The sequence below is a fragment of the Streptomyces sp. NPDC090032 genome (assembly GCF_044748025.1).
Taxonomy (GTDB): Bacteria; Actinomycetota; Actinomycetes; order Streptomycetales; family Streptomycetaceae; genus Streptomyces.
The window spans coordinates 564992-589238 of the sequence record NZ_JBIVFF010000006.1; the positions used below are offsets into that span (position 1 = coordinate 564992).

Sequence of the window (24247 nt, forward strand, 5' to 3'; positions counted from 1 at the left end):
GGCGGGCCCTCTTTTGCGCTACTGGGACTGCGTTACTAGGACTGCGCTACTAGGACTGCGTTACGAGCACTGCGTGTGCTGCTGGCCGAACGCGAGATGCACGACCCAGTAGCCGGCCGCGGCCACCAGCGCCGCGGCCGGCATCGTGATGCTGCATCGCCCGGGGGGACGACCCCCGGACCCCCAGCCGCATCAGCCCACCGGCACTCACCCGAACGCGAGATTCACGACCCAGTAGCTGGCCGCGGCCACCAGCGCCGCGGCCGGCATGGTGATGAACCAGCCCAGGACGATGTTCTTGGCGACGCCCCAGCGGACCGCGTTGACGCGCTTGGTCGCGCCCACGCCCATGATCGCCGAGGTGATGACGTGCGTCGTCGAGATCGGCGCGTGGAACAGGAAGGCCGAGCCGAACATGATCGACGCACCGGTCGTCTCGGCCGCGAAGCCCTGCGGCGGGTCCAGCTCGATGATCTTGCGGCCGAGGGTGCGCATGATGCGCCAGCCACCCGCGTACGTACCGAGCGAGAGCATCAGGGCGCAGACGAGCTTGACCCAGACCGGGATCGCGTCGCTGTACGTCGTGTGCCCGGAGATGACCAGGGCCATCATCACGACACCCATGGTCTTCTGCGCGTCCTGCAGACCGTGACCGAGCGCCATACCGGCCGCCGACACCGTCTGCGCGATACGGAAACCGCGCTTGGCCTTGTGCGGGTTGGACCGCCGGAACAGCCACAGGATCGCGCACATGACGAGATAGCCGACGACGAGACCGATCACCGGCGAGGTGAGCATCGGGATGACGATCTTGTCGAGCACGCCGGTCCAGTAGACGGCCGTCCCGCCGGCGAGTGCCGCGCCGACCATGCCACCGAACAGCGCGTGCGACGACGAGGACGGCAGGCCGAAGTACCAGGTGATCAGGTTCCAGATGATCGCGCCGACGAGGGCGGCGAAGAGGATGCCCATCCCCTTGCTGCCCTCGGGGGTGGCGATGATCCCCTCACTCACCGTCTTGGCGACGCCGCTGCCCATGAAGGCACCGGCGAGGTTCATCACCGCGGCCATCGCGAGTGCCGCCCGAGGCGTCAGCGCACGCGTGGAGACCGACGTGGCGATGGCGTTCGCCGAGTCGTGAAAGCCGTTCGTATACGTGAATCCGAGCGCGACGCCGATCGTCACGATCAGTGCAAAGGTGTCCATGAGACGGCTCAGGACTCCTTGACGGCGATGGTCTCCACCGTGTTCGCCACGTGCTCGAAGGCGTCCGCCGCCTCTTCGAGCACATCCACGATCTGCTTCAGCTTCAGCACCTCCATGGCGTCGTACTTGCCGTTGAAGAGCTGCGCGAGAAGCTTCCGGTGGATCTGGTCGGCCTGGTTCTCCAGGCGGTTGACCTCGATCCAGTACTCGGTGAGGTTGTCCATGGTCCGCAGGTTCGGCATGGCCTCGGCGGTCAGGTCGGCCGCCCGGGCCAGGACCTCGATCTGCTGCTCCACACCCTTGGGGAGCTCTTCGACCTGGTAGAGGACGACGAGGTCGACGGCCTCCTCCATGAAGTCCATGATGTCGTCGAGGGACGACGCGAGGTTGTAGATGTCCTCGCGGTCGAAGGGCGTGATGAACGAGGAGTTCAGCTGGTGGAAAATCGCGTGGGTGGCGTCGTCACCGGCGTGTTCCGCTGCCCGCATCCGCTCCGCGATCTCGACTCGGGCGGAGGAATCCGCGCCGAGCAGTTCCATGAGGAGTTTCGAGCCCGTGACGATGTTGTCCGCGGATGCGGCAAACATGTCGTAGAAGCTCGTCTCCCTGGGGGTCAGACGAAAGCGCACGTGGGGTCCTCGGGGTGCTTTGGATTCGGTCAGGCTGATGCTAGGCGCATCATCCGGCCACGGCTAACCGGCAATACCCCAGTGTCGCCCATCAGGCACTGTGATGAGCACGGGGTCCCGCGAACCCGCCAGACCCCCTCGAAATTCGGTACCATATACCCAGTAGGGGTATACAACGGGAGGACGCGATGACCACGGAAGCGACCGAGATCGTGACCGACCACGACGGCGAGACCGTGACGGACCACGACCGTGGAATCCACGGATACCACCACCAGAAGGCCGAGCACCTCAAGCGCCTGCGCCGCATCGAAGGCCAGATCCGGGGCCTGCAGCGCATGGTCGACGAGGACGTCTACTGCATCGACATACTCACGCAGGTCTCCGCTTCCACCAAGGCCCTCCAGTCCTTCGCCCTCCAGCTCCTCGAGGAGCACCTGCGCCACTGCGTCGCCGACGCGGCGGTCAAGGGCGGTGACGAGATCGACGCGAAGGTCGAGGAGGCGACGAAGGCGATCGCCCGGATGCTCCGCACCTGAGACGCCCGGGACGCGCGCCGCGCGCCCTGCCCCTGTGAGGAACGCGACCCCGAGCCGGGGCGCGCCGGACAGCCGGCCGCGCCCCTTCCGGGTTCAGGACTCCCCTAACCCCTCGCTCCGGGGCCATCGCTCCTCGGCGACCCTCAGCACCTCGTCGATACGGTCCGCACTGAGCCGGTCCTCATCCGCGACCGACGCCGCGATGATCAATTCACCGCACAGCTCGATCTCGGCGAGGGCGACGTGGTCATGAACCGCCGTGCCGCCCACCGGAGCCACGTTCATCACCTCTTCCAGCCGTTAGCCGTAGCCGTAACCGACTTCCTAGGGTAGGGAGCGGCCTACGCGCTGCGCATGGCACGGACGGACCATTTCCGGACGGCTAATTCTCGGCGATCTTCCCGGCGAAGATGTCCTTTGTGTCGGGAAGTTCGATATTCGCGGGAATCCCGAAGCCGTAGAGAAGAGTGGTGGACGCCACATCGACGACCTCCCTCTTCCCGCCCTTCCCCTTCCCCTTCACCGCGGCCGTCACCTTCGTATTCACGAAGCTGAACCGGAGGCGCACTTTCCTGACCCGGCCCTCGTCGTCGAGGTACGCGTCGAACGGCACCTGGTCCTTGGCGAACCCTTTCGCCGCGGCGGCCAGCGGCGGCCGGCCGGCCGGGGAGGCGGCGCGGGCGGCGGCCGCCATGTCGACGGTCCCGCGGTAGTGCCGGACGTCCGCCCCGGCCAGCTCGCCCTCCCCCCACGTGCGTCACCTTGCGCGCCCCCCGCAGCAGTTCGGCGGCGGCCAGCGGATCCGTGGCCCCGCCCGTGACCAGGTTCCCGTCCGACATGGACGCCGTCTCGACCCGCACCCACTTGTCGGCGGGCACCCCCGCGCCCCGGTTCTTCATGTACAGGGCGCCGGGCGCGAGGAGTTCGGTGATCGGCCGGTGCTCCTCGGTGCCGGAAGGATCCTGCGGAAGCACCACCTTCAACTGCCCGACGCGCGCCCGGTAGTCGTAGACGCCTTCGCCCCTGATGGTGACGCGGGTCCCGCCGCTGGCCATCTCCATCGACGTACGGGCCTTGGAACTGCCCTCCCTGACCAGGCGGTCGGCCGCGTCGTGCACCGCGGCGGCCGAGTCGGCCGGGCTCTCGTTGTCCGCCTCCGCGGCAGCCGAACAGCCGGTGGCGAGGCCCATCAGTCCGACCGCCGCGGCCGCCGCGACCGCCCGTACTGCGCGTCCGTGCTGCACCATCGCCTGTGCCCCCAAGCCCTGTCCGAGCGTCCGCGGCCCCTCTGTCGACCGGATAACGACAGTTGCCTGCACCCGTCACGCGTACCGTTGAGCTGTGGCACAAGAGCAGTCCGAACTCCCCGAAACTCACCAGACGACCACGGCCGAACAGGGCCGTTTCTGCCTGGCCCGCTGTACCTGCGGCTGGCGCGGCCCCTCCCGCAGAGCCCGCTCGAAGGCGAGAGCCGACGCGGACGAACACACGGCCCGCTCCTGACCCGACCGTCCGGCGTGGAACCCCGCGCCTGCCACAGACGTCTCGTACCCCGGGAAACAACGGGAGGCGTCCATGGATCGGCGTACGTTCATCGCAGTCGGCGCGGCCACTGTCGCGGCAGGCGCGGCCACGGCGTGCAGCACGGGCACGGCGGGGGCCGGCGGCGGGAGGGCGACGAGCGGCGCGACGTCCAGCGCGCCCCCCATCCGCACCACCGGCGCGAGCGCCTCCGCCGCGGCGAACCTCAAGGCACTCGCCAAGGACCTCGACGGCACCCTCGTCACCCCCGGCCAGGCCAAGTGGGCGGCCGCGCGCCAGCTCTACAACACCCGCTTCGACAGCCTGAAGCCGACCGCCGTCGCCTACGCCGCCCACCCCGACGACATCCGCACCACACTCGCCTACGCGCGGGCGCACCACGTCCCCGTCTCGATCCGCAACGGCGGCCACTCGTACGCGGGCTGGTCGTCCGGCGACGGCCGCCTGATCCTCGACGTGTCGAAGCTCTCCGCGATCAGGGCCTCCGGGGGCGAGGCCGTGGTGGGCGCGGGCGCCAAACTCATCGACGTGTACCGCGCGCTCGCCGCGAAGGGCGTCACCATCCCGGCCGGCTCCTGCCCCACCGTCGGCGTCTCCGGCCTCACTCTCGGCGGCGGCCACGGCGTGGTCTCCCGCGCCTACGGCCTCACCTGCGACAGCCTCACCCAGGCCACGCTGATCACGGCGGACGGCAAGCAGGTCGTCGCGAACAAGAGCGAGAACAAGGACCTGTTCTGGGCCCTGCGCGGTGCGGGCAACGGCAACTTCGGCGTGGTCACCGAGCTCCGCTTCCGCACGCACCCCGCCCCGCAGGCCGTCTCCGCGTACATGACCTGGCCCTGGTCGAAGGCCACCGCAGTCCTGAAGGCCTGGCAGGAGTGGGGCCCTTCACAGCCCGACGAGATCTGGTCGTCCTGCCACATCGCGAACGCGGTCGGGGGCCGGCCGACCATCTCGATCGCCGCGTTCTCGCTCGGCACGTACCGCGAACTCCAGAACGCCGTCGACCGCCTCGCCGACGGCCCCGGCGGCCCCGGCCCCGCGTCGAACGTCTCCCTCAAGCGGCGCTCCTACGAGGAGTCGATGGAGGTGTACGCGGGCTGCTCGGCGTTCGCCGAGGACGCGATGTGCCATCTGCCGGGCACGACCCCGGGGCGCAGCACGCAGGGGGCGCTCGGGCGCGAGACGTACGCGGCCCACTCGGACTTCTTCGACCGCTCGATCTCCTCGGCCGGCATCCGCGCCATGTTCGCGAAGATGGAGAACGTCACCTCGGGCGCCGGCAGCATCGCGCTCACCGCGCTCGGCGGGGCGATCAACCGCGTCGACCCGACCGCCACCGCGTTCGTGCACCGGCGCTCCCGGATGCTCGCGCAGTACATCGTGTCCTGGCGGGCCGGCACGTCCGGCTCCACGGCCCGCGGCTGGCTGGATTCCACCCACGCGGCGATGCGGCCGTACGCGTCGGGGGCGGCGTACCAGAACTACACGGACCCGACGCTGACGAACTGGCGCAAGGCGTACTACGGCGACGCGGCCGCGCGCCTGACGACGGTCAAGAAGCAGTACGACCCGAACGGGTTCTTCACGTTCCCGCAGGCACTCTGAGGGTCACCGAGGGGCGCGGCCCTCGTACAGACGTACGATCTTTCCAGCGGTAAGCGACACGTACGGCCCACCCAACACGCCCTCGGCTGGCCCAAAGCAAAGCGTGGCGTTCCGCTGGAACCATGAACAAGCCCCGGATAGCCCGCATAGCCGCCGTCCTCGCGATCGCCGCCGCCGCGTTCGCCCTGGGCGCCACGACCGCCGCCGTCACCGACGACGACTCGGACCACCCCGGTGCGGGGGCCCTCGCGGTCACGTCCGGCGCCGTGGCGCTCACCGGCGCGGCCGGCGGCACCGTCCTCCTGTGCCGACGTGCGGCAGAAGAGGCTAAGCGGCCAGATCCCGCTCTTCCGACTCACGGGCCTCAGGAATCTCCACCGTCTCCCGAGCCGGCGAGGCCGAGCTAGGCGACCACACCAGCCACCGCAGCCGGGTCGTCCGCCCGACGGCGCGCGCCAGCGGGGTGAGCAGCGCGGACGCGAGGGGCGACAGGAGCAGCGCCACCGCGGTGCCGAGCGCGAATCCGCCGACGACGTCGGTCGGATAGTGCACGCCCATGAAGACCCGGCAGAACCCTTCGAGGACGGCGAGTCCGAGCCCGATCAGGCCGAACTTGCGGTGGGCGACGAAGAGGCCGGCGCCGATGGCCATGGCGAGCGTCGCGTGATCACTGACGAAGGAGAAGTCCGACTTCCCGTCGACCAGGACGTCGAGGCCGTCGTGGTCGGTGAAGGGCCTGGGCCGTTCCACGAAACTGCGGATCGGCACGTTCACCAGGACGGCGATCCCGGCCGCGAGCGGCGCCCACACGACGGAGGCCACGGACGAGGCGGCGTCGTCGAGCGAGTCCCGCTTCCGCACGCCCCACCAGCACCACAGCGTGAGCAGCACGAGCGCCAGCAGCAGCCCGTACTCACCGACGAACGCCATGGCGCTGTCGAACCAGCCGGGGGCGTCCTTCGCCAGGCCGTTGATGTCGTAGAGCAGACCGACGTCGGGGTTGGACCCGGAGGCCCCGAGTGCCGAGAGTCCAGCCAGTCCAGCCATCTCGCCGCGGCCCCTTCGTCTTGTCGATCGGCGGGCGCACACTGTCGTGCGCCGCTCGTCCACCCCCGTGGTCATAGATCTGCGGTCTGTGTCGATCCGCGATCGGCTCAGGAAAAGGAACGCACGGTCCCCTGTCCTTCGTTCCGCAATCCACCGAATGATCACGCAGACGTTATCGAAGAGAGACACGAAGCCGCAGCTCAGGGCAGGGCTCTGACGGAGAGTTCCGGCCACGTCACACTTCGGGGTTCCCGTCCGGCCTCTCGCTCGGCACCGCCTTCGCGCCGTCCTCGGTCACCCGCGTCGCCCCGAAATAGTCGGGTGTGTCGACCGGATCGAAGCGGATCACGGCACCCGGGCGCGGCGCGTCGATCATGTAACCGCCGCCCACGTAGATCCCGACGTGCCGGATCGCGCGGCTGTTGGTGAGGTCGTCCGAGAAGAAGACCAGATCCCCCGGCAGCAGCTCGTCCCGCTTGGGATGCGGCCCGGCGTTGTACTGGTCGTTCGCGACACGCGGCAGCTCGATCCCGACCTCCCGGTACGCTGCGAGCGTCAGCCCCGAGCAGTCGAACCGCCCGCCCTGGTCGGCGGTCCCGTTCCCGCCCCACAGGTACTCGGTCCCGAGCTTCTTCTGCGCGTAGTAGATGGCACCCGCCGCCTGCTGCGACGGCTGCACCCGCCCGACCGGCCGCGCGAAGCTCTTCTCCAGGTTCGTGATCGTCTTCACGTAGTTCTGCGTCTCGCGGTACGGCGGTACGCCCCCGTACTTGATGACGGCGTACGCACCCGCGTTGTACGCGGCGAGCATGTTCTCGGTCTGATCGCCCGGCGCGTCCTTCACGTACTTCGCGAGCGAGCAGTCGTACGAGGCCGCCGACGGAATGGCGTCCTTCGGATCCCAGATGTCCCGGTCCCCGTCCCCGTCCCCGTCGACCCCGTGCGCGGCCCACGTCCCCGGGATGAACTGCGCTATCCCTTGCGCCTTCGCCGGGCTCTTCGCGTTCGGATTGAACCCGCTCTCCTGATACAGCTGCGCGGCCAGCAGCGCCGGATTGATCGCGGGGCAGAGGTTCCCCCACTCCTGCACGATCGACTGGTACGCGGCGGGCACGGCGCCCTTGGCGAGCCCCACGGCGCCCTTGCCGACCCCGCTCGCGAGGGAGCCGGCGGCCATGTACGTACCGACGACGAGCAGCGTCACGAACCCGGTCCCCCCGGCGGCGAGCGCACCCCCGACGACCCACGCCTTACGCACCGTCAACCGCCCCTCGAAGCCCGGTAGTACGCCGGGCCTCAGTGTAGGTGGGCAGGGTTCTCACCGGCCCTCATGACGAGTTCGCACCCCCCGGATTGTCCGAATCACGCACACCGGCCCCCAGTTCGACGGGGACGGGTTACCGACCCAAAGCGGATGGGGCGGCTGGGGTCCGTGGGTGGATGCGGGCGGCCTCCGCACGCCGTCCTTTCGTCTGCGGCACGGCCCGTCCGGGTAAGGGGAACGCGACGCCTCCGGAGGCCCAAATCTGCCGCTCTTTCCCACCACGGACATCAGACCCGCAGACCTTCGACGTATGCGCGGGTCGGAGACCTGGCTGCCTGCGAGCGGGCTGAACATTGGCAGATTCGGGCCACATTCAGCTCCTGCCAAGATGCAATCAGCGGTCGCGGCGGCCACCTCCGCGGGCGAGCCCGCAGCCGGCCCCGAACCCACCCGCGCACCCCAGCCACCCCATATCCGCTTCTCATCAGTGACCTCCAGGAAGGACGCCGCCCCATGCCCCACGACGGAAACCAGCCCCCCACCCAGCTCGACTGGACCCGCGCAGCCCCCGAGGACGCAGAGGGACCGGGACCCTGGATCGAGATCGCGTTCGGCGACGGCGACCTCGTGCACCTGCGTGAGACGTCCGCCCCGGACACCGTGGTCACCACGACCCGTAAGAAATGGGACGCCTTCGTGCTGGGAGTCCGGGCGGGCGAGTTCGACCACTTCGTCGAGGGCGTGGGACCCTGACCGGTCAGCTGTCCGCCGTGCACTCCACCTTCTTCGTCACGGCCGGGACGAATTCGTCCAGGAAGCGCTGAAGCTTCTTGTAGCCGGTGCCGGAATGCTCAACGCGGTCGCCGTGGAACGAGATGCTGAACGTCAGATAGGAACTCGGCGTGCCGCAGTCGGCGCTCACCAGGGCCCCGTCACTTCCGATTACTGCTGTGCCGGGGAAATTCATGTTCCTCCCTGCAGCCTGAGAGAACCTCTTCGTTGCGGCCCTCCAGTCCTCGGGCGCCAGCTGATCCTCGATCCGACGGACGGTGACATCCAGGATCTGGGTCCCGTCGACTTGCAGAGAGCAGTCGGCGTACGCGCCCGGCGGCTCCGCCTGCCAGTTCTTGAGATGCTCGCCCTCCGGCAGGAGCGGAGCCAACGTGGTTTCCCGCGCCGGAACACCGCAGAAGTCCTTCGGGACAGCAAGGCTCTTACCGCACCCGGCTGCGCCCATGCCCACGGCGACGCACAGTGTCGCTGCCGCAAGCCGCCTCATCGATTCCATTACTGATCCCCCGCGATGCCATCGGCCCTGTCGTTGCCGTCGTTGGCCGCCGCGGCGATCTGGTTGTACACGCCTTCGTCGGCCGAATATCCGGTGTGGTGGTCCGCCCACTCGCTGTTTGCCGAACGCCACTGGTCTGCGAGGGAGTTGAGCTGGTTCTTCCGGGTCTCGTAAGTCAGCTGGTTGTCGCTTGTCAGCTGCTCGGCCTGATGTTTCTGCTCGTCCATGATCCAGGCAGTGGTGACCACGTCTGCTCCGCGCTGCGCGATGTCGCCGTAGACGGGGATGAAGTTGAGGATCGCTCCAGAGGCGTGGTAGCTCCACGCCTTGTCCCAGGTGTAGTCGTGCTGGTCGCCCTTCAGCGCGTTGTACCGGGCCTCTTCCATGAATCCGACTGCGGTCCCGGCCGAGCTCAGGGTGTCCTCGGGCGCCCGGTCGGCGTCGTGGAAACCGGCGACGATCGCGTGGTTCATCCCTTCATGCAACATCCCGTAGGAGTTCTCACTCCTGGAGACCTGCTTGGTCATCTCCATGACCTCGTGCTCATCCAGCGTCGACCGCTTCCCGCTCTGGTCGGACATCGCGGCATACACCTCGTCGCCATGGCTGGTCATGATCTTCGCCATGTCGTCGCGGAATGCCGACGGCATGTCGTCACCCTGGCCGGCCAACGTGCTCAGCGCGGCCTGAAAAACACGGTCGTTGGCGGCCGTGTGCGCGACCGGGCCGTGTGGCGCTCCCGACGGATCGATGCCCGTCGCCGCCGCGGTCAGCGCGTCGCCCAGTCCCTTGCGGTTGTCGGTGTCCGAGCTCTCGCCCGCGTCGACCTCGACGTTTCCCCCGGGTCCCTGCCAGTTCGTGTCGTTGACGACCTGCCAGTCCCGGCTGCCGTCGCCCTTGCCGAGGAGGTAGTCGAAGCGGTTCTTGCCCTCTTCCGTGCCGGGGTCCAGATAGCCGGCGGCTCCCTCGGGGGTGCGCGACATGACGCCGAGCGCTCCGTCGACCGGGTCGTTCGCGAACCAGCCGTCGCCGCCCTTCCCGTCGAAGGTGCCGTACAGGTTCCAGATGTCCGGGTCCTTCTTCTCCATGGAGATCATGTCGTCCGTGACGTCCGCGACGAACTGCGGCGAGAAGTCCTTGTGACCCTGTTCCATGAGCGTGGCGAGGCTCTGGTATCCGCGGACCTGCTGGTCGTGCCCCTTGAAGCCGAAGCCGACGTTCTCGCCGGCCACCTTGAGGCCGTACTTGTCATCGCCGCGCTCATGCAGAGCGTCGCGCCACTTGTTGTAGAAGCCGGCATCCGATGTTTTCTGCCAGCCCTTGAACGCGTTGTTGTACTCGGCGGTGCCGAACGGGATGTGCTTTCCGTTCTCGTCCTTGAAATCCGGTACGCGGGTTGCGGTGGCCAGCGAATCGGCTACGCCGCCGTTGATGCTGAGGTAGTCGTTCTTGTTCCTCTTGTCTTCGAAATACGCCAAGTCATCTATTTTATTGGTCAGTTGCAATGTCTTGTCGGGACCCAGCGAGTCCAGGAACGTCCTGCTGAACACCGGGTCGTCGGAGTTGTCGCGCATCAGGCGCTTCCACTCCTCCAGATCGTCCGGTTTCTCGCCGGCGAGGATCCTGTCCGCGTACTTCTTGGCCTCACGTGCTTCGACGACCTCGATGTCGCCGACGGCGTCGCCGTTGAAGCCGTGCTCCATGCCGTGCAGTGGATCCATGGCCCGCTCGAACCAGCTCTTGATGCCCGCCGCGTCGTGGAGCGCGAGCTTCACACCCTGGTCCGCGTCGTCGACAGCCTGCACGGCGTCCTTGATCTTCTTCGTCCAGGCCGCCTCGGCCCTCTTGTACTGCGAGACGAGGGAGGGATAGTCCTCGTCGTGCCGGTTGGGCGTCAGTTTGCTGTAGTCGTAGACCGCCTCGCCTTGGTTGTTGATGGGCATCTCGGCCTTCTTCGCCTGCTCCACCAGGTCTTCGACATGGCCTATGAGGAGGGCGAACTGCCCATGGGCGTCGCGCAGGACCGACGCGACGGCACGCGCCTCGACCTGGGCGTCCGCGTACTGCTTCCGCGTCCCGGTGAACTGCGAGGAGGCGGCGCCCGCGCTCACTCCCACCCAACTGCCGTCGTTCGCGACGGACTCCACCTGGTTCCTGTAGAGCGTCTCCAGATCCTCGAACCCGTCGGCCATGTCGTCCCAGTCCTTGGCCGTCGTCGTCAGCGACTTCAGATCGACCGCGATGACGTCCTGATACGTGAGCATGTGCGTCCCCCGGCCCTAGACCTCGCGCCGGCCGGCGCGCCCCGTGTCGATCTGGTCCGCCCGGCTCTTCACCTCGTGGTCGACGTACTGGAAGTGCTGCTTGGTCTGCTCGAGCGCCGTCTGGTCCCGGCTCAGGCGGCCTTTCAGGCCCTTGACCTGTAACTCCCACTCGGCGTGCGCGTCCTTCAGCCCCGAACCGGTGTCCCAGCCCGAGAACTCCCGGACCGTCGAGCCCGAGGAATCGTCGGCGTGGCCGCCCGCCTTGTCCGTCCCGGGCCTGATGTCCTCCTGCAACGCCTTGACCGCAGCCTTCTTCCCTGACGTACTCGACTTGAGGGTGCCCACGTCACCACCGCCGGAGTCACCGGCCGGGGCCAGGCTGTTCAGCTGCACAGGGCCCTGCCGCCGAGCCAGAGCCTCGGCCTTCAGCTGCTCCCACTCGTCCCACGCCATGTCCACCGTCTCCCCGTGCGGTCGCCGCCCCCGCACGGCAGCCACACAGCCCGGTCGGACCGGCGGGAGGCGCCATACGGGAAAGCCACCACGCTCACAGACATGACTGAAGGTGGAAGGGCAGATCCGCCTGTCCTGACGGCGCCCTGACGAAGTCCTGACGATGTCCTGCCGCTGCCCCTGCGCCCGCTTCGCGAGGCGGAAGGATCTTCGTGGACAATTCACCTGGCGCTCACCCGCACTGCGTTCAGTGAGTGGCCAACGAACCGTCACCGTTCAGGTCACGGCACAGGCATGAGGTTCATTGCCCGGAGTGACGCAGCGTGATACACAGAGTGACCATGCGTTCCTTCGTATACGCACCGATGTGAAGACGTAGGAACTCAGCCAAGGAATGGCGCCAAGTCGGCAGGCATCCACGGCGATCTGGGCAAGAATGGGCCTGACCTCTGCGCTGCGGCGGGGGCGACAGAACTACCCACATGGGGCGGTGAGTTACACATGCTGCTGGCAGCCGGCAAGGGCAACATCGACACCATCATCGGCGGGATCGCCCCCGACTGGGGCCCATTCCAGAACCTGGGCAAGGAAGCTCAGGTCATGGTCGAGGTCGTGATGGCCGTGGCGATCCTGCTGTGCTTGGGCATCGCCATCTGGGGCGCCGCCAAGCAACGGATCGGCGCAACGGCCCTGCGCGACACCTTCAGCGCCGAGCAGGGCAAGGGCCTCATCGTCGCGGGCCTGACCGGCGTATTCATCATCGGCTCACTCGGCACGCTCTTCACCATCGTGTACGGCATGGCGATCTAGCCCTGTTCCGCCCGCTCCGGTCTCATCTGCACTGAGGTTGCAACTCCCTGATGTCGAGTCACCACACCGCGCCCGCGCGGAAAGCCGCGCGGCTACCGTCGTACGTGGCGGTTCAGCACGAGCCTGAGGGGGCGTACGCGGGATGAGTCCGGGCGACGGCAACGACGACGGCCTCTACGGCGGCACGGGCCAGACCCGCACGCGCCTGCCGGAGGGCGGACCGGGCGACGGCTACGGCGACGGGCGCAGACCCACGAGGTCCTCATCGCGCAGCCTCATCACGGTGGTCGGGGTGGTGGTGCTCCTCATCGCGGCTATCGCCTTCGCCAATCGTGGCGGAGGCGAGTCCTCTTCGGGGGGCGGCGGCACCGACAAGCCGGGCGCGTCCGCGACAGCGCCGACCGGAACGAAGCCGGTCGCTTCGGGGTTCGCGCATGACGAACAGGGGGCGCAGAGCGCTGCCGCGAACTATGCGGTTGCTCTCGGCTCGGCCGAGATGTTCGACAAGAACCGCCGCCACGCGATCGTCGACGACGTCTACGCTCCGGACGTCGCGGCCTCCCGCCAGGCCAGTCTCGACAAGGTCTATGCCCAGGAGGCCTTCCTGTCCAGCATCGGCCTGAACTCTGACGGCTCGGCGCCCGGCGGTTCGACATTCGTCTCGCGGATCATCCCTGTCGGAACCAAGACCATGAAGTTCGGTGGCGACAGCGCAACGGTCGATATCTGGTACTCATCCCTCTTCGGCCTGGCCGGCACGGACACGACGAACCCGGTGTCCGAGAGCTGGTTCACCAACACGTACGAGCTCCGGTGGACCGGCGGCGACTGGAAGGTCACGGACTTCCAGCAGAAGGACGGGCCCGTGCCTGTCGGCCGCGACCAAAGGGCCTCCACCGCCGATGACATGGCGAAGGCTGTAGAGCAGTACGGAGGGTTCACGTATGCCCGGTAGCCGACGCCGCACCCTCACTCTTGCCTCAGCCGTGGCCACGGTGCAGACCACGGCCGTGCTCATGGCGACGCGTGCCTTCGCGGCTCCCGACCCCAAGCCGTCGAACGACCCCTGCGACCTCATTCGCGGCCCCGCCAAGGCCTACTGCGAACGCGGCAACGGAAAGGCCGGATCCGGCGGCGGCACCCCCACCACACCCCCCGGCACCACCAACCCCCTGGACCCCCTCTCCTCCCTCGCCAAGGGCTGTGCCGACGCCGCGTCCTGGACCGTGGACATGCTCAGCAAGTCCATCAAGCAGACCGCCACCGTCGACTTCACCAACCCCAAGTTCCTTCAGCAGTACGCCATCGTGTTCGCCGCGTCGGCGATCCTCACGCTGCTGCTGTGGCTGCTCGCCGTCGCCAAGAGGGCGGTGCGTGGCGTTCCCCTCGGTACCGCGCTCTCCGAGGCCATCGGGTTCCTCTGGCTCACCGTCATCGCGTCCGCGTTCACGCCACTGATCCTCTACACCGTCGTATCGGCGACGGATGGAGTGTCGGAGGTACTGGCGAAAGCCACCGGCGACCAGACGGACGCGTTCTTCGGGACGTTCTCCGGTGCGCTGAAGAAGGGCGACGACATCGGGGGCGGGCCGATCATGCTGATCGTCGTCTCGCTCGTGTCGATCCTCGCCGCGGGCGTGCTGTACCTGGAGCTGTATCTGCGGGCCGTCCTGCTCTACGTGGGCGCGCTGCTCGGCGTCGTCGTGTACGCGGGGCTCGTCGACAAGAACCTGTGGGGGCACGTCCGACGGTGGGCGGGCGTCATGATCGCGGTGATCCTGGTGAAGCCGGTGATCGTGATCGTGCTGGGGCTGGCCGGCGCGCTGTCCGGGTCCGATGGGCCGGACTCGCTGGCCGCCGTCGTGTCCGGGCTCGCCATCGTGCTGCTCGCCATCTTCGCCAGCGGCATGATCTACCGCTTCGTACCCGGCTTCGGCGACGAGATCGCCAACGGCCGCAACAACCGCATCATGCGCGGCGCCGAGAACAAGGCGGCCGCGGTCATCAGTTCACCCGCCGCACTCGTCTCGCAGGGCATCAAGACGCACAGCTCCCGCGCGGACGGTGGCGGCGGCAGCGGTGGCGGCCAGTCCCAGGCCCGCCCCGCGAACCCCGTGTCGGGAGGCGTGGCCGCACACAGCTCACGCCCCTCCTCCGGGGGCAGTGGCGGTGGCGGCGGATCTGTCCCCTCCGCCGCACCTCCGCCCCGTACGAGTCCCACGAACACGCCGCACGCGAGCAATACGCGTAGCGGTGGGAACACCGGCAACAGCAATCGGCAAGGAGGTGCAGGGCGTTGACGACCCAGTCCCATGTGTCCCCATCGGTCACGCCCCGCCGTACGTATCTGATCGGCCGTGCCCGGCCGAACGCCATCGTCGGCAGGAACCGCGAGACCGGCGAGATCGCCCTCATCATCGGGGGCGCTTTCCTGGGCATGATGTGCGGGCTCCTCGTCCCCGCCCTGTCCGTGCGCATCATGCTGCTCCTGGGCTTCCCGCTGATCGCGCTCGCGGCCGTCTACATCCCGTACAAGCGCCGCACCTTCTACAAGTGGTTCGAGATCAACCGCAGTTACAAGCGGCAGCTCAAGCGCGGCACGACGTACCGGTCGCGGGCCATGGACGCGGGGGTGCGGCTCGACGGGCGCGAGGTGGAGATCGGGCCGCCGCCCGGCATCGGCCGGCTGACCTGGCTGGCCGCGCCGTTCGGGCCCGACGAGATCGCCGTGCTGCTGCACGCCGACCGGCGCACCGTCACCGCCGCGATCGAGATCGAGGGACCGGGCGTCGGACTGCGGGACAGCGAGGACCAGGAGGCGCTCGTCGACCGGTTCGGGACTCTGCTCAAGCACGTGGCGAACGGGGACGGGTTCGTCACGCGGATCCAGATGCTCGCCCGTACGCTGCCCGCCGACCCCGACGCGCACGCCAAGGACGTGGCCGTGCGCGGTGACGACCGGACGCCGGGCTGGCTGCAGGAGTCGTACAACCAGCTCCAGTCGATGGTGTCGACCAGCAGCGAGCAGCACCGTGCCTACCTCGTGGCCTGCATGCACTACACGCGCGAGCTGGCCGCCGAGGCGCATGCCATGGCGCGCGCGGCCCGTCCCCACAGCGGCCGCAAGGTCGACCGGGACGCCGGGCTCGCGGTCGTCATGGCGCGCGAGCTGACCGACATCTGCTCGCGCCTCCAGGAGGCCGACATCCGGGTGCGGCAGCCGCTCGGGCAGGGGCGGCTCGCCTCGCTCGTGCACTCCATGTACGACCCGGACCATCCGATCGACCACATCCAGGCCATGACCAAGCGCAACGCCTGGCCGGCCGAGCTCGACGCGATGGAGCCGACGTATCTGCAGGCCAAGACACGCGAGTCGTCGACGCGTGCGCCCTGGTGCCACGCCACCGCCTGGGTGAAGGAGTGGCCGATGACGCCGGTCGGCGTGAACTTCCTGGCGCCGCTCCTCGTCCACACCCCCGACGTCATCCGCACCGTGGCCGTCACGATGGACCTGGAACCCACCGAGGTCGCCATCGAGCGGATGCTCACCGAGAAGACGAACGACGAGGCGGAGGCCAGCCGCCAGGCCAAGATGAACCGGACCGTCGACCCGCGCGACGTCGCCGCGAACACGCGGCTCGACCAGCGCGGCGAGGACCTCGCCAGTGGCGCGGCCGGGGTCAACCTCGTCGGCTACATCACGGTCTCCTCCCGCTCCCCGGAGAGCCTCGCGCGCGACAAGCGCACGATCCGCGCCTCCGCCGGCAAGTCCTATCTGAAGCTGGAGTGGTGCGACCGCGAGCACCACCGGGCCTTCGTCAACACATTGCCGTTCGCGACCGGCATCCGACGGTAGAGGCAGGGCTCTGAGATGCGGGATCCGCTGTCCATGGCCACGGACGCCTTCACCTCCTTCCTGTTCGGGAAGGTGGAGACGACCCGGCTTCCGGTGCGTACGTCGACGGGGCAGGCCCAGGCGGTCTACCTGCCGACGGCCGCCCCCGGCCTCGGTGACTCGGGCGTCATCATCGGCCGCGAGGTCTACTCCGGCAAGGGCTACATCTACGACCCCTTCCAGCTGTACGGGCAGCAGCTGCCCGCCCCGCACTGGCTGGTCCTCGGCGAGTCCGGCAACGGCAAGTCCGCGCTGGAGAAGACGTACGTCATGCGGCAGCTGAGGTTCAAAGACCGCCAGGTCGTCGTCCTCGACGCGCAGGGTGAGGACGGCGTCGGCGAATGGAACCTCATCGCCCAGGAGCTGGGTATAACTCCCATCCGGCTGGACCCGACGGCCGCTCTGGACATGGGGATCCGGCTCAACCCGCTCGACCCGGCGATCACGACGACCGGGCAGCTCGCCCTGCTCCGGACGATCATCGAGGTCGCCATGGGGCACGGCCTCGACGAGCGCTCCGGCTTCGCCCTCAAGGTCGCGCACGCCTACGTCAACGAGACCATCGTCGACCGCCAGCCCGTCCTGACCGACATCGTCGAGCAGCTCCGCCACCCGGAACCCGAGTCGGCGGAAGCGATGAACGTCGCCATAGACGACGTGAGGGCGTGGGGGCTCGATGTCGCCCTCGTCATCGACCGGCTCGTCGACGGTGACCTGCGCGGCATGTTCGACGGTCCGACGACGGTCGGCATCGACCTCGACGCCCCGCTGATCGTCTTCGACCTCTCCCACATCGACCGCAACTCCATCGCGATGCCGATCCTCATGGCGATCGTGGGCGTGTGGCTGGAGCACACCTGGATCCGGCCGGACCGCAAGAAGCGCATCTTCCTGGTGGAGGAGGCGTGGCACATCATCAACTCGCCCTTCGTGGCGCAGCTGTTCCAGCGGCTCCTGAAGTTCGGGCGGCGGCTCGGTCTGTCCTTCGTGGCGGTCGTCCACCACCTCAGTGACGTGGTGGACGGGGCCGCGGCCAAGGAGGCGGCCGCGATCCTGAAGATGGCGTCGACGAGGACCATCTACGCCCAGAAGGCCGACGAGGCCCGCGCCACCGGTCTCGTACTCGGCCTGCCACGCTGGGCCGTGGAGATCATCCCCTCGCTGACCCCGGGCATCGCGGTCTGGGACGTGAACGGGAACGTCCAGGTCGTGAAGCACCTCATCACCGAGACGGAACGGCCCCTGGTCTTCACCGACCGTGCCATGACGGAGTCCTCCGCCGAGACGCTCGGCGAAGACGACGCGATGCGCGCCGCCGACCTGGAGGCGGAGGAACGGGCGGCCGCGTTCGTGGAACAGCACCTGGGCGACCGGTACAAGGACTCGTCGGAGTCGACGGTGGCCTGATGATCTGCGGCCTGAGGCCTGGGAAGTCAACGGTGGCCTGAGGCCTTGGAAGTTACTGGTGGGGCTCGGCGAGAGCGAGAGCGGGATGCGGCGGCACGACGCCTACGAGCAGGACGACAGGTATGGGGAGCGGGGCCGCGGCGGCCCTGCCCCGCGGGAACGGGAACGCGGCATTCCCGACGGGCTGCTCCTCGGCGTGCTCGCGTTCCTGCTCGGCATGACCGTCATGATCTGGACGGCGACGGGCCTGTCGGGCCTGTTCTCCAAGGGCGCCTGGCCGGACGGCGTGACGATCCGCCACACGCCGGTGGCCATGCGCTCCCTCATCGGCCGCCCGCACGACCTGCCGGGCGCGTGGCCGGACACCCCGGACGGGCAGCTCTCCGGGTACGGGCTGTTCTGGGGCCTGTTCATCGGACAGGTCCTTGTGCTGGTCGTGCTCACGGTGTTCGTCGCAGGGACGGTGGCGCGGTGGCGGGCCGTACGGCGCCAGAGCGCGGCGGAGGCCAGGAGACGGGCGGGGGTCAGGGGCAGGGCTGGGGCCGGGGGCAGCGCGGCTGATGGGGTTTCGCCCGAGCCGGCGCCCGTCGCCACGGCGCCCGTGGCCCCGGCGCCCGTCCCCCCGCCCGCGGTCGAGCACGCGATCGAGCACGAGAGCCACGAGAGCCACGAGAGCCACCCGACCGCCCCCCTGCCCGTCCCCGCGCCCGTCCCCGCCCCCCGAGGCCCCGTCGTCCTCGGCGCCGCCGAGACCCGCGCCCCGCGCGCCATCCAGGCCATCAGGGACGCCGAAGGTCCCGTCCTCGTCATCACGTCGTCGCCCGACGTCTGGGCCGAGACCAAGGACGCCCGGTCGAAGCTCGGCCCCGTCCTCGTCTACGACCCCACCCACCTGTGCGACACCCCGGCCCGCCTCCACTGGAACCCGGCGCAGGGATGCGAGGACAAGCCCACGGCCGCGTCCCGGGCTGCCGCGTTCCTCGCCCCGATCCGGCCCACCGCCAAACTCGACATGGCCACGGCCGACACGGCGGAGACGCTGCTGCGCAGCTTCCTGCACGCCGCCGCCGTGGACGCGAAGCCTTTCCGGCACGTGCACCGCTGGGCGCAGGGCACCCAGGTCCAGGAGGCCGTACGCATCCTGCGTACCAGCCCGAAGGCCGCGGCCGGCGCCGCGGGCGAGCTGGAGGCCGCGCTCACCTCACATCCCGAACGCCGGGACATGGCACAGGAGTTGACGGCCCGCGCGCTGTCCGCGATGCTCTCGGTCCACATCCGCGAGGCCTGCACCCCGAACCGAACTGATGCGCTCACCCTGGATTCCTTCGCGAATGAAGGGGGCACGCTTTATGTGGTGGGTGAAGCCATCGAGGATCCCAAGGCGGACCCGGGCGCGATGCCCTTCCTCACGGCCCTCGCCTCAAGCGTGGTCGAGCACGGCCGGCGCATGGCCGAACGGTCATCTGCCGGTCGGCTCGACCCACCAATGACGCTCGTCCTCGACGACGTCGCCGCGGTGGCTCCGCTTCCCCAGCTTCCGGAGCTGCTGTCCACCGGAGCGGACCGGGGTCTGCCGACCCTGGCCCTCCTCCGCTCCCGGGAACAGGGCAGAGCCCGCTGGCCGCACACCGAACTCCCGTTGCCCTAGGGCCTGTTACCGCCCCTTCAGCACCATCCTGCTACTGACCCTCCAGCACCATCTCGTACTCGTACTTCCCCGGGTCGCCCGGCACCGCCAGGCTCCCGCCGCTGCGGACGAAGCCGAAGCGCCGGTAGAAGCCCTGGGCACGCGCGTTGTCCTCGTGCACGTACAGCCGCACCCGCTCCAGACCCGCCAGCGAGCGCGCCCACTCCACGGCCGCCAGGAACAACGCCTCGGTCACACCGCTCCCCCGGTACCCGGGCCGCACGTACACCCCGACGAGATGCGCCTGCCGCACCTCGCCCGGGTCGCCGAACATGAGGGTCTCCCCCGGCTCCTCCACCCGCACGGTCACGGCACCCCACCACAGGCCGTCCGCCCCCTCGGCAACGAACTGCCGCGCCGAACCGTCCAGTTCGAACCGCCCGGCCCGCTCCCGCCAGAACTCGTCGGGCCGCGCAACCGCGTCCTCGTACGTCTCCAGGAAGGCGATCGGCGCCACCGGGTCCCGCAGGGAGGCGAGCCGCAGCTCCCGCACCGCCTCCCACTCCTCGGCACGGACAGGGCGCACGGCGTACTTCTCGGCAGGCTCCATGGCGCGGACCCTACGGGACCGTCGTACCGGGGTACTACAGCATTTCCGCAGCTCCCCACCCCGGTCGGACGCCGCGCACCCGCCCCTGTTCCTACCGTCGAACCATGACGATCAGGGCACACGGACTCACCAAACGCTACGGCGACAAGACCGTCGTCCAGGACCTCACCTTCACGGTCGACCCGGGCACCGTCACCGGCTTCCTCGGCCCGAACGGCGCCGGAAAGTCCACCACCATGCGCATGCTGCTCGGCCTGGACGCCCCCACCTCGGGCCGCGCCACCGTCGGCGGCCGCGCCTACGCCGCACACGCAGCGCCCCTGCACGAAGTCGGCGCGCTCCTGGAGGCCCGCTCGATCCACCCGGGCCGCACGGCCTTCCACCACCTCATGGCGATCGCCCACACACACGGCGTGCCGCGCTCCCGTGTCGACCACGTCCTCGCGCTCACCGGCCTCACCGAGGTCGCGGGAAAGCGCGTGAAGGGCTTCTCCCTCGGCATGGGCCAGCGCCTCGGCATCGCGGCCGCGCTCATCGCCGACCCGGCCACCGTCATCCTGGACGAGCCGGTCAACGGCCTCGACCCGGAGGGCGTCCTGTGGGTGCGCAACCTCCTCAAGTCCCTTGCCGCGGAAGGCCGCACGGTCCTCGTGTCCTCGCATCTGATGAGCGAGATGGCCCTGACCGCGGACCACCTCATCATCATCGGCCGCGGCCGCCTCCTCGCCGACACCACCGTCTCCGACCTCGTACGCGAATCAGGGGCGGCCTACGTCAAGGTCGTCACGCCCGAAGCCGCACGCCTGCAAGAGCTCCTGGCCGGCACCCCCGGCGTCGAGGCCACCGGCGAGTCCCCCGACACCCTGCACGTCCGGGGCACGGACGCCCCGCACATCGGCCGCACCGCCGCCACCCACGGCATCCCCCTCTTCGAACTCACCCCGCAGACCGCCTCGTTGGAGCAGGCCTTCATGGACCTCACGCACGACTCGGTCGAGTACCAGGCCACCACCCTGACGGGAGCGGCAGCATGACCATCCCTGTGACAACACCGGACTCTGAGACCCCTTCCGTCCCCTACCGCGTCACCACGCCCCGCGTGCTGCGCTCCGAGTGGCACAAGCTCTGGACCCTGCGCTCCACATGGATCACCCTCGCCGTCGCGAGCGCCCTCGTCCTCGCCGTCGGCATCACCATGGGCTCGACGTACGACGGCGACGACTCCGAGATCGACACGGTCGTGTTCGTCCTCCTCGGCACCCAGCTCTCGCAGATCTGTATCGCCGTCCTCGGCATCCTGGTCACGGCGAGCGAGTACGCGACGGGCATGATCCGCGCCTCCCTGACGGCGGTCCCGCGCCGGTCGCCCGTCCTGTGGTCCAAGGCCGCCGTGTTCGCCGCCGTCGCCTTCACCCTGGGCTTCGTGACGAACGTGGGCACGTTCCTCGTCGCGCAGATCTGGCTCTCTGACGGCGACAAGGCGACCTCGCTCACCGGACCGGGCGTCCTCGGCGCCCTCGCGGGCAACGCCGCGGGCATCACCCTGATGAGCCTGATCGCGCTCGGCCTCGGCGCCCTGCTCCGCTCGGTCCCGGCCGCCATCGGCGCCTTCGTCGGCGCCGTGCTGATCCTCCCCGAGATCCTGGGCATGCTCCCGTACGACGCCGTGGACAGCGCCATCAACTACTTCCCGACCCAGTCCGCCGAATCCCTCGGCTCCGCCACCCAGCTCGCCGACGCGGTCTCGCCCGCCATGGGCCTCCTCTCCCTGACCCTGTGGGCCGCGGCGATCCTCACGACGGCGGCCCTGCTCCTCAGGCGCCGCGACGTATGACCCTCCGCCTCCGTAGAAGCCTCTCCCGTACAAGGATGAGGTCGTGACGGTCCCGTACGAGGATGAAGTGGTGACGGACGAGGTAAGGGGCGAGGCGGTGGACGAGGTGACGGACGAAGTGTCGGATGACAGGACCCAGGGGCCGCCCGAGCGCGCCCCCTTCCCCCTCACCGCCTACGTCCAGCGGCTCACCGAGCGGGTGCGTGCCTTCGACCGGCGCCGCCCGCTCGGCTGGGACCTGCTCCTGAGCGGCTTCTTCGTGACCGCCGCCCTCATCGACTACACGGGCGGCGGCTGGCGCAACATCGCCCACAACACCGACGTACCCGGCCCACTGGTCCTCTGCCTGAGCCTCGCCCTGACGGTGCCCCTGCTGTGGCGCCGCACCCGCCCGATGACGGCGCTCGCGGTGATGGTGACCGCGGGTGTCGTGAACAGCTGGACGGGCGCCCTCCTCCAGGCGGCGCTGGTCCAGCTCATCGTCGTGTTCAACGTCGCGCTGCGCCGACCGCTCAAGCTCCTGGCCGGCGCCGGCGCGATGACGCTGCTGCCCGTCGTCGTGGGCGTCGCCCGCTACCCGAAGGGCAGTTGGGACCAGCAGATCGTCCCGCAGGTGTGGTCGATCACCCTGGTGGCGCTGCTCGGCATCGCGGTCCGCAGCCGCCAGGAGTACACGTCGTCCCTCGTCGAACGCGCCCGCCGCCTGGAGGTCGAGCGCGACCAGCAGGCCCAGCTCGCCGCGGCGGCGGAACGCACCCGTATCGCGCGCGAGATGCACGACATCATCGGGCACAACCTCTCCGTCATCACGGGCCTCGCCGACGGCGGTTCCTACGCGGCCGCCAAGAACCCCGAACGGGCCGGCCAGGCACTGGAGGCCATCGCCACGACGAGCCGCCAGGCCCTCGCGGAACTGCGCCGCCTCCTCGACGTCCTGCGCGAAGAGGCCGATCCCACACCTGAGTTGGCACCCCAGCCGGCCCTCACAGACCTGGACCAGCTGGTCGACGGCGTACGCGCGGCGGGCCTGCCCGTACGCCTCGCACTGCGCGGCCACCCGGGTTCCCTGGCCCCGGGAAAGGAACTGACGGTGTACCGGGTCGTGCAGGAGGCCCTCACCAACACGCTCAAACACGCCGGTCCAGGCGCTGCCGCGGCCGTCGACGTCACGTACGGGGACGACGGGGTACGCGTCAGCGTCACGGACACGGGCCGCGGAGGCCAGGCACGGGACCTCGGCTCCGGACGTGGCCTGACCGGCATGCGCGAGCGAACTTCCCTCTACGGCGGCACACTTGAAGCAGGCCCGCTGCCCACGCCCCCGAACGGCTGGCGCGTCCGTCTCCACCTCCCGAAGGAACCCTCCCCGTGACCAGCGTGCTCATCGTCGACGATCAGCCCATGCAGCGCTTCGGTTTCCGTATGCTCCTGGAGAGCCAGGACGACCTGACGGTCGCCGGCGAGGCGGGCGACGGCGCCGAGGCGGTCCGCCTCACGGCACGCCTCCAACCGGACGTCGTCCTGATGGACATCCGCATGCCTGGCCTCGACGGTATAGAGGCCACCCGCCGCATCGTCGCGTCCGGCGGCCGCACCCGGGTCCTGATCCTCACGACGTTCGACCTCGACGAGTACGCGTACGACGGACTGCGTGCGGGAGCGTCCGGTTTCCTCGTCAAGGACGCGCTGCCGGAGGATCTCCTGTCCGGGATCAGGGCGGTGGCAACGGGGGACGCGGTGGTCGCCCCGAGCCTGACGCGCCGTCTCCTCGACGCGTACGTACAGCACTTGCCGGCCACGAGCGCTCCTCAGAGCCCGGACCCGCGCATCGCCTCACTCACAGACCGCGAACGCGAGATCCTCACGGTCATCGCCCAGGGCTGGACGAACACGGAGATCGCCCAACGCCTGCACCTGGCCGAGTCGACGGTGAAGACGCATGTGAGCCGCGTCCTGGCGAAGACCGGGGCGAGGGACCGGGTGCAGGCGGTGATCCTGGCGTACGACGCGAAGCTGGTGGAGCCGGCCTGAAGGCGTGAAGGCGTGAAACTGCGGCTTGCTTTATGGTCGGTCGGGAACGCAAAAAAGCCTCATTCCCCGAGTTTTCACTCGGGGAATGAGGCTTTTTATCAAAATTAGTTCGGCGGCGTCCTACTCTCCCACAGGGTCCCCCCTGCAGTACCATCGGCGCTGTGAGGCTTAGCTTCCGGGTTCGGAATGTAAC

General features: G+C 69.1%; 22 protein-coding genes, 1 rRNA gene and 1 pseudogene. 13 read left to right on the top strand and 11 right to left on the bottom strand.

The genetic code is table 11. The features are described 5' to 3' along the window. Positions 1 to 207 precede the first annotated feature (207 nt). Complete coding sequence (locus tag ACIPWY_RS18000) at positions 208 to 1206, bottom strand: inorganic phosphate transporter (RefSeq protein ID WP_362898335.1); 999 nt, start codon at positions 1204 to 1206, stop codon at positions 208 to 210. A gap of 8 nt (positions 1207 to 1214) precedes the next feature. Next, a complete protein-coding gene (locus ACIPWY_RS18005; RefSeq protein ID WP_362898337.1) occupies positions 1215 to 1835 on the bottom strand; it encodes a DUF47 family protein in 621 nt (206 codons plus the stop codon). A 188-nt stretch (positions 1836 to 2023) separates the two neighbouring features. Here ACIPWY_RS18005 and ACIPWY_RS18010 point away from each other — a divergent pair, with 188 nt between their 5' ends. Further along, positions 2024 to 2374 (top strand): metal-sensitive transcriptional regulator, encoded by a 351-nt coding sequence (locus ACIPWY_RS18010; protein WP_362898339.1) that lies wholly within the window; start codon positions 2024 to 2026, stop codon positions 2372 to 2374. A gap of 93 nt (positions 2375 to 2467) precedes the next feature. On the opposite strand, the gene ACIPWY_RS18015 is transcribed toward ACIPWY_RS18010, so the two are convergent. Continuing rightward, the gene (locus ACIPWY_RS18015) at positions 2468 to 2659 is read right to left on the bottom strand and encodes a hypothetical protein (RefSeq protein ID WP_401533825.1); all 192 of its coding nucleotides are present in this window, start codon (positions 2657 to 2659) and stop codon (positions 2468 to 2470) included. Between the two features lie 97 nt (positions 2660 to 2756). Beyond that, positions 2757 to 3621: pseudogene (locus ACIPWY_RS18020) on the bottom strand (hypothetical protein). A gap of 328 nt (positions 3622 to 3949) precedes the next feature. On the opposite strand from ACIPWY_RS18020, the gene ACIPWY_RS18025 reads away from it, so the two are divergent. Beyond that, the gene (locus tag ACIPWY_RS18025) at positions 3950 to 5524 is read left to right on the top strand and encodes an FAD-binding oxidoreductase (RefSeq protein WP_362898347.1); all 1575 of its coding nucleotides are present in this window, start codon (positions 3950 to 3952) and stop codon (positions 5522 to 5524) included. A gap of 327 nt (positions 5525 to 5851) precedes the next feature. On the opposite strand, the gene ACIPWY_RS18030 is transcribed toward ACIPWY_RS18025, so the two are convergent. Together ACIPWY_RS18030 and ACIPWY_RS18035 are read right to left on the bottom strand one after the other, a co-directional pair. Next, entirely contained in the window at positions 5852 to 6571 is a 720-nt protein-coding gene (locus ACIPWY_RS18030) for a phosphatase PAP2 family protein (protein ID WP_393701218.1), read from the bottom strand. Between the two features lie 235 nt (positions 6572 to 6806). Then, complete coding sequence (locus ACIPWY_RS18035; RefSeq protein WP_362898351.1) at positions 6807 to 7829, bottom strand: bifunctional lytic transglycosylase/C40 family peptidase; 1023 nt, start codon at positions 7827 to 7829, stop codon at positions 6807 to 6809. 519 nt (positions 7830 to 8348) lie between these two features. Between ACIPWY_RS18035 and ACIPWY_RS18040 the strand changes: the two genes are divergently transcribed. Continuing rightward, entirely contained in the window at positions 8349 to 8588 is a 240-nt protein-coding gene (locus ACIPWY_RS18040; RefSeq protein ID WP_401533828.1) for a DUF397 domain-containing protein, read from the top strand. Positions 8589 to 8592: 4 nt separating this feature from the next. Here the strand turns inward: ACIPWY_RS18040 and ACIPWY_RS18045 are convergent, their stop codons facing one another. Genes ACIPWY_RS18045 through ACIPWY_RS18055 form a run of 3 tightly spaced genes read right to left on the bottom strand, consistent with a single transcriptional unit; the run spans position 8593 to position 11840 of the window. Next, entirely contained in the window at positions 8593 to 9123 is a 531-nt protein-coding gene (locus ACIPWY_RS18045) for a hypothetical protein (protein ID WP_393701213.1), read from the bottom strand. Further along, a complete protein-coding gene (locus tag ACIPWY_RS18050; protein ID WP_393701211.1) occupies positions 9123 to 11387 on the bottom strand; it encodes a hypothetical protein in 2265 nt (754 codons plus the stop codon). Before ACIPWY_RS18050 ends, ACIPWY_RS18045 begins: the two co-directional genes overlap by 1 nt. 15 nt (positions 11388 to 11402) lie before the next feature. Continuing rightward, positions 11403 to 11840, bottom strand: a complete 438-nt coding sequence (locus ACIPWY_RS18055; protein WP_362898358.1) for a hypothetical protein — start codon at positions 11838 to 11840, stop codon at positions 11403 to 11405. 501 nt (positions 11841 to 12341) lie between these two features. Between ACIPWY_RS18055 and ACIPWY_RS18060 the strand changes: the two genes are divergently transcribed. The 6 genes from ACIPWY_RS18060 (at position 12342) to ACIPWY_RS18085 (ending at position 19600) form a co-directional block, all read left to right on the top strand. Then, entirely contained in the window at positions 12342 to 12650 is a 309-nt protein-coding gene (locus ACIPWY_RS18060) for a hypothetical protein (RefSeq protein WP_100595588.1), read from the top strand. Between the two features lie 142 nt (positions 12651 to 12792). Next, positions 12793 to 13605 (top strand): hypothetical protein, encoded by an 813-nt coding sequence (locus ACIPWY_RS18065; protein WP_362898360.1) that lies wholly within the window; start codon positions 12793 to 12795, stop codon positions 13603 to 13605. Then, complete coding sequence (locus tag ACIPWY_RS18070) at positions 13595 to 14950, top strand: hypothetical protein (protein WP_401533832.1); 1356 nt, start codon at positions 13595 to 13597, stop codon at positions 14948 to 14950. The genes ACIPWY_RS18065 and ACIPWY_RS18070 overlap by 11 nt, the downstream gene beginning before the upstream one ends. Next, entirely contained in the window at positions 14947 to 16506 is a 1560-nt protein-coding gene (locus tag ACIPWY_RS18075; RefSeq protein WP_362898363.1) for an SCO6880 family protein, read from the top strand. The genes ACIPWY_RS18070 and ACIPWY_RS18075 overlap by 4 nt, the downstream gene beginning before the upstream one ends. Positions 16507 to 16521: 15 nt before the next feature. Then, entirely contained in the window at positions 16522 to 17952 is a 1431-nt protein-coding gene (locus ACIPWY_RS18080; protein ID WP_362898365.1) for an ATP-binding protein, read from the top strand. 85 nt (positions 17953 to 18037) lie between these two features. Further along, a complete protein-coding gene (locus ACIPWY_RS18085) occupies positions 18038 to 19600 on the top strand; it encodes a type IV secretory system conjugative DNA transfer family protein (RefSeq protein ID WP_401533861.1) in 1563 nt (520 codons plus the stop codon). A 31-nt stretch (positions 19601 to 19631) separates the two neighbouring features. On the opposite strand, the gene ACIPWY_RS18090 is transcribed toward ACIPWY_RS18085, so the two are convergent. Then, a complete protein-coding gene (locus ACIPWY_RS18090) occupies positions 19632 to 20189 on the bottom strand; it encodes a GNAT family N-acetyltransferase (RefSeq protein ID WP_401533834.1) in 558 nt (185 codons plus the stop codon). 104 nt (positions 20190 to 20293) lie between these two features. Here ACIPWY_RS18090 and ACIPWY_RS18095 point away from each other — a divergent pair, with 104 nt between their 5' ends. The 4 genes from ACIPWY_RS18095 (at position 20294) to ACIPWY_RS18110 (ending at position 24054) form a co-directional block, all read left to right on the top strand. Continuing rightward, positions 20294 to 21223: an ABC transporter ATP-binding protein gene (locus tag ACIPWY_RS18095; protein WP_401533836.1), complete on the top strand. Its 930-nt coding sequence runs from the start codon at positions 20294 to 20296 to the stop codon at positions 21221 to 21223. Further along, positions 21220 to 22023 carry an ABC transporter permease gene (locus ACIPWY_RS18100; protein ID WP_401533838.1) on the top strand — a complete coding sequence of 268 codons (804 nt, stop codon included), beginning with the start codon at positions 21220 to 21222 and terminating at the stop codon, positions 22021 to 22023. Before ACIPWY_RS18095 ends, ACIPWY_RS18100 begins: the two co-directional genes overlap by 4 nt. A 106-nt stretch (positions 22024 to 22129) precedes the next feature. Then, positions 22130 to 23395, top strand: coding sequence for a sensor histidine kinase (locus tag ACIPWY_RS18105; protein WP_401533863.1), 1266 nt, complete (start codon positions 22130 to 22132; stop codon positions 23393 to 23395). Continuing rightward, positions 23392 to 24054 (top strand): response regulator, encoded by a 663-nt coding sequence (locus tag ACIPWY_RS18110; protein WP_401533840.1) that lies wholly within the window; start codon positions 23392 to 23394, stop codon positions 24052 to 24054. Before ACIPWY_RS18105 ends, ACIPWY_RS18110 begins: the two co-directional genes overlap by 4 nt. 107 nt (positions 24055 to 24161) lie before the next feature. Here ACIPWY_RS18110 and rrf read toward each other — a convergent pair. Beyond that, positions 24162 to 24247 (bottom strand): 5S ribosomal RNA (gene rrf / locus ACIPWY_RS18115); the annotation flags it as partial.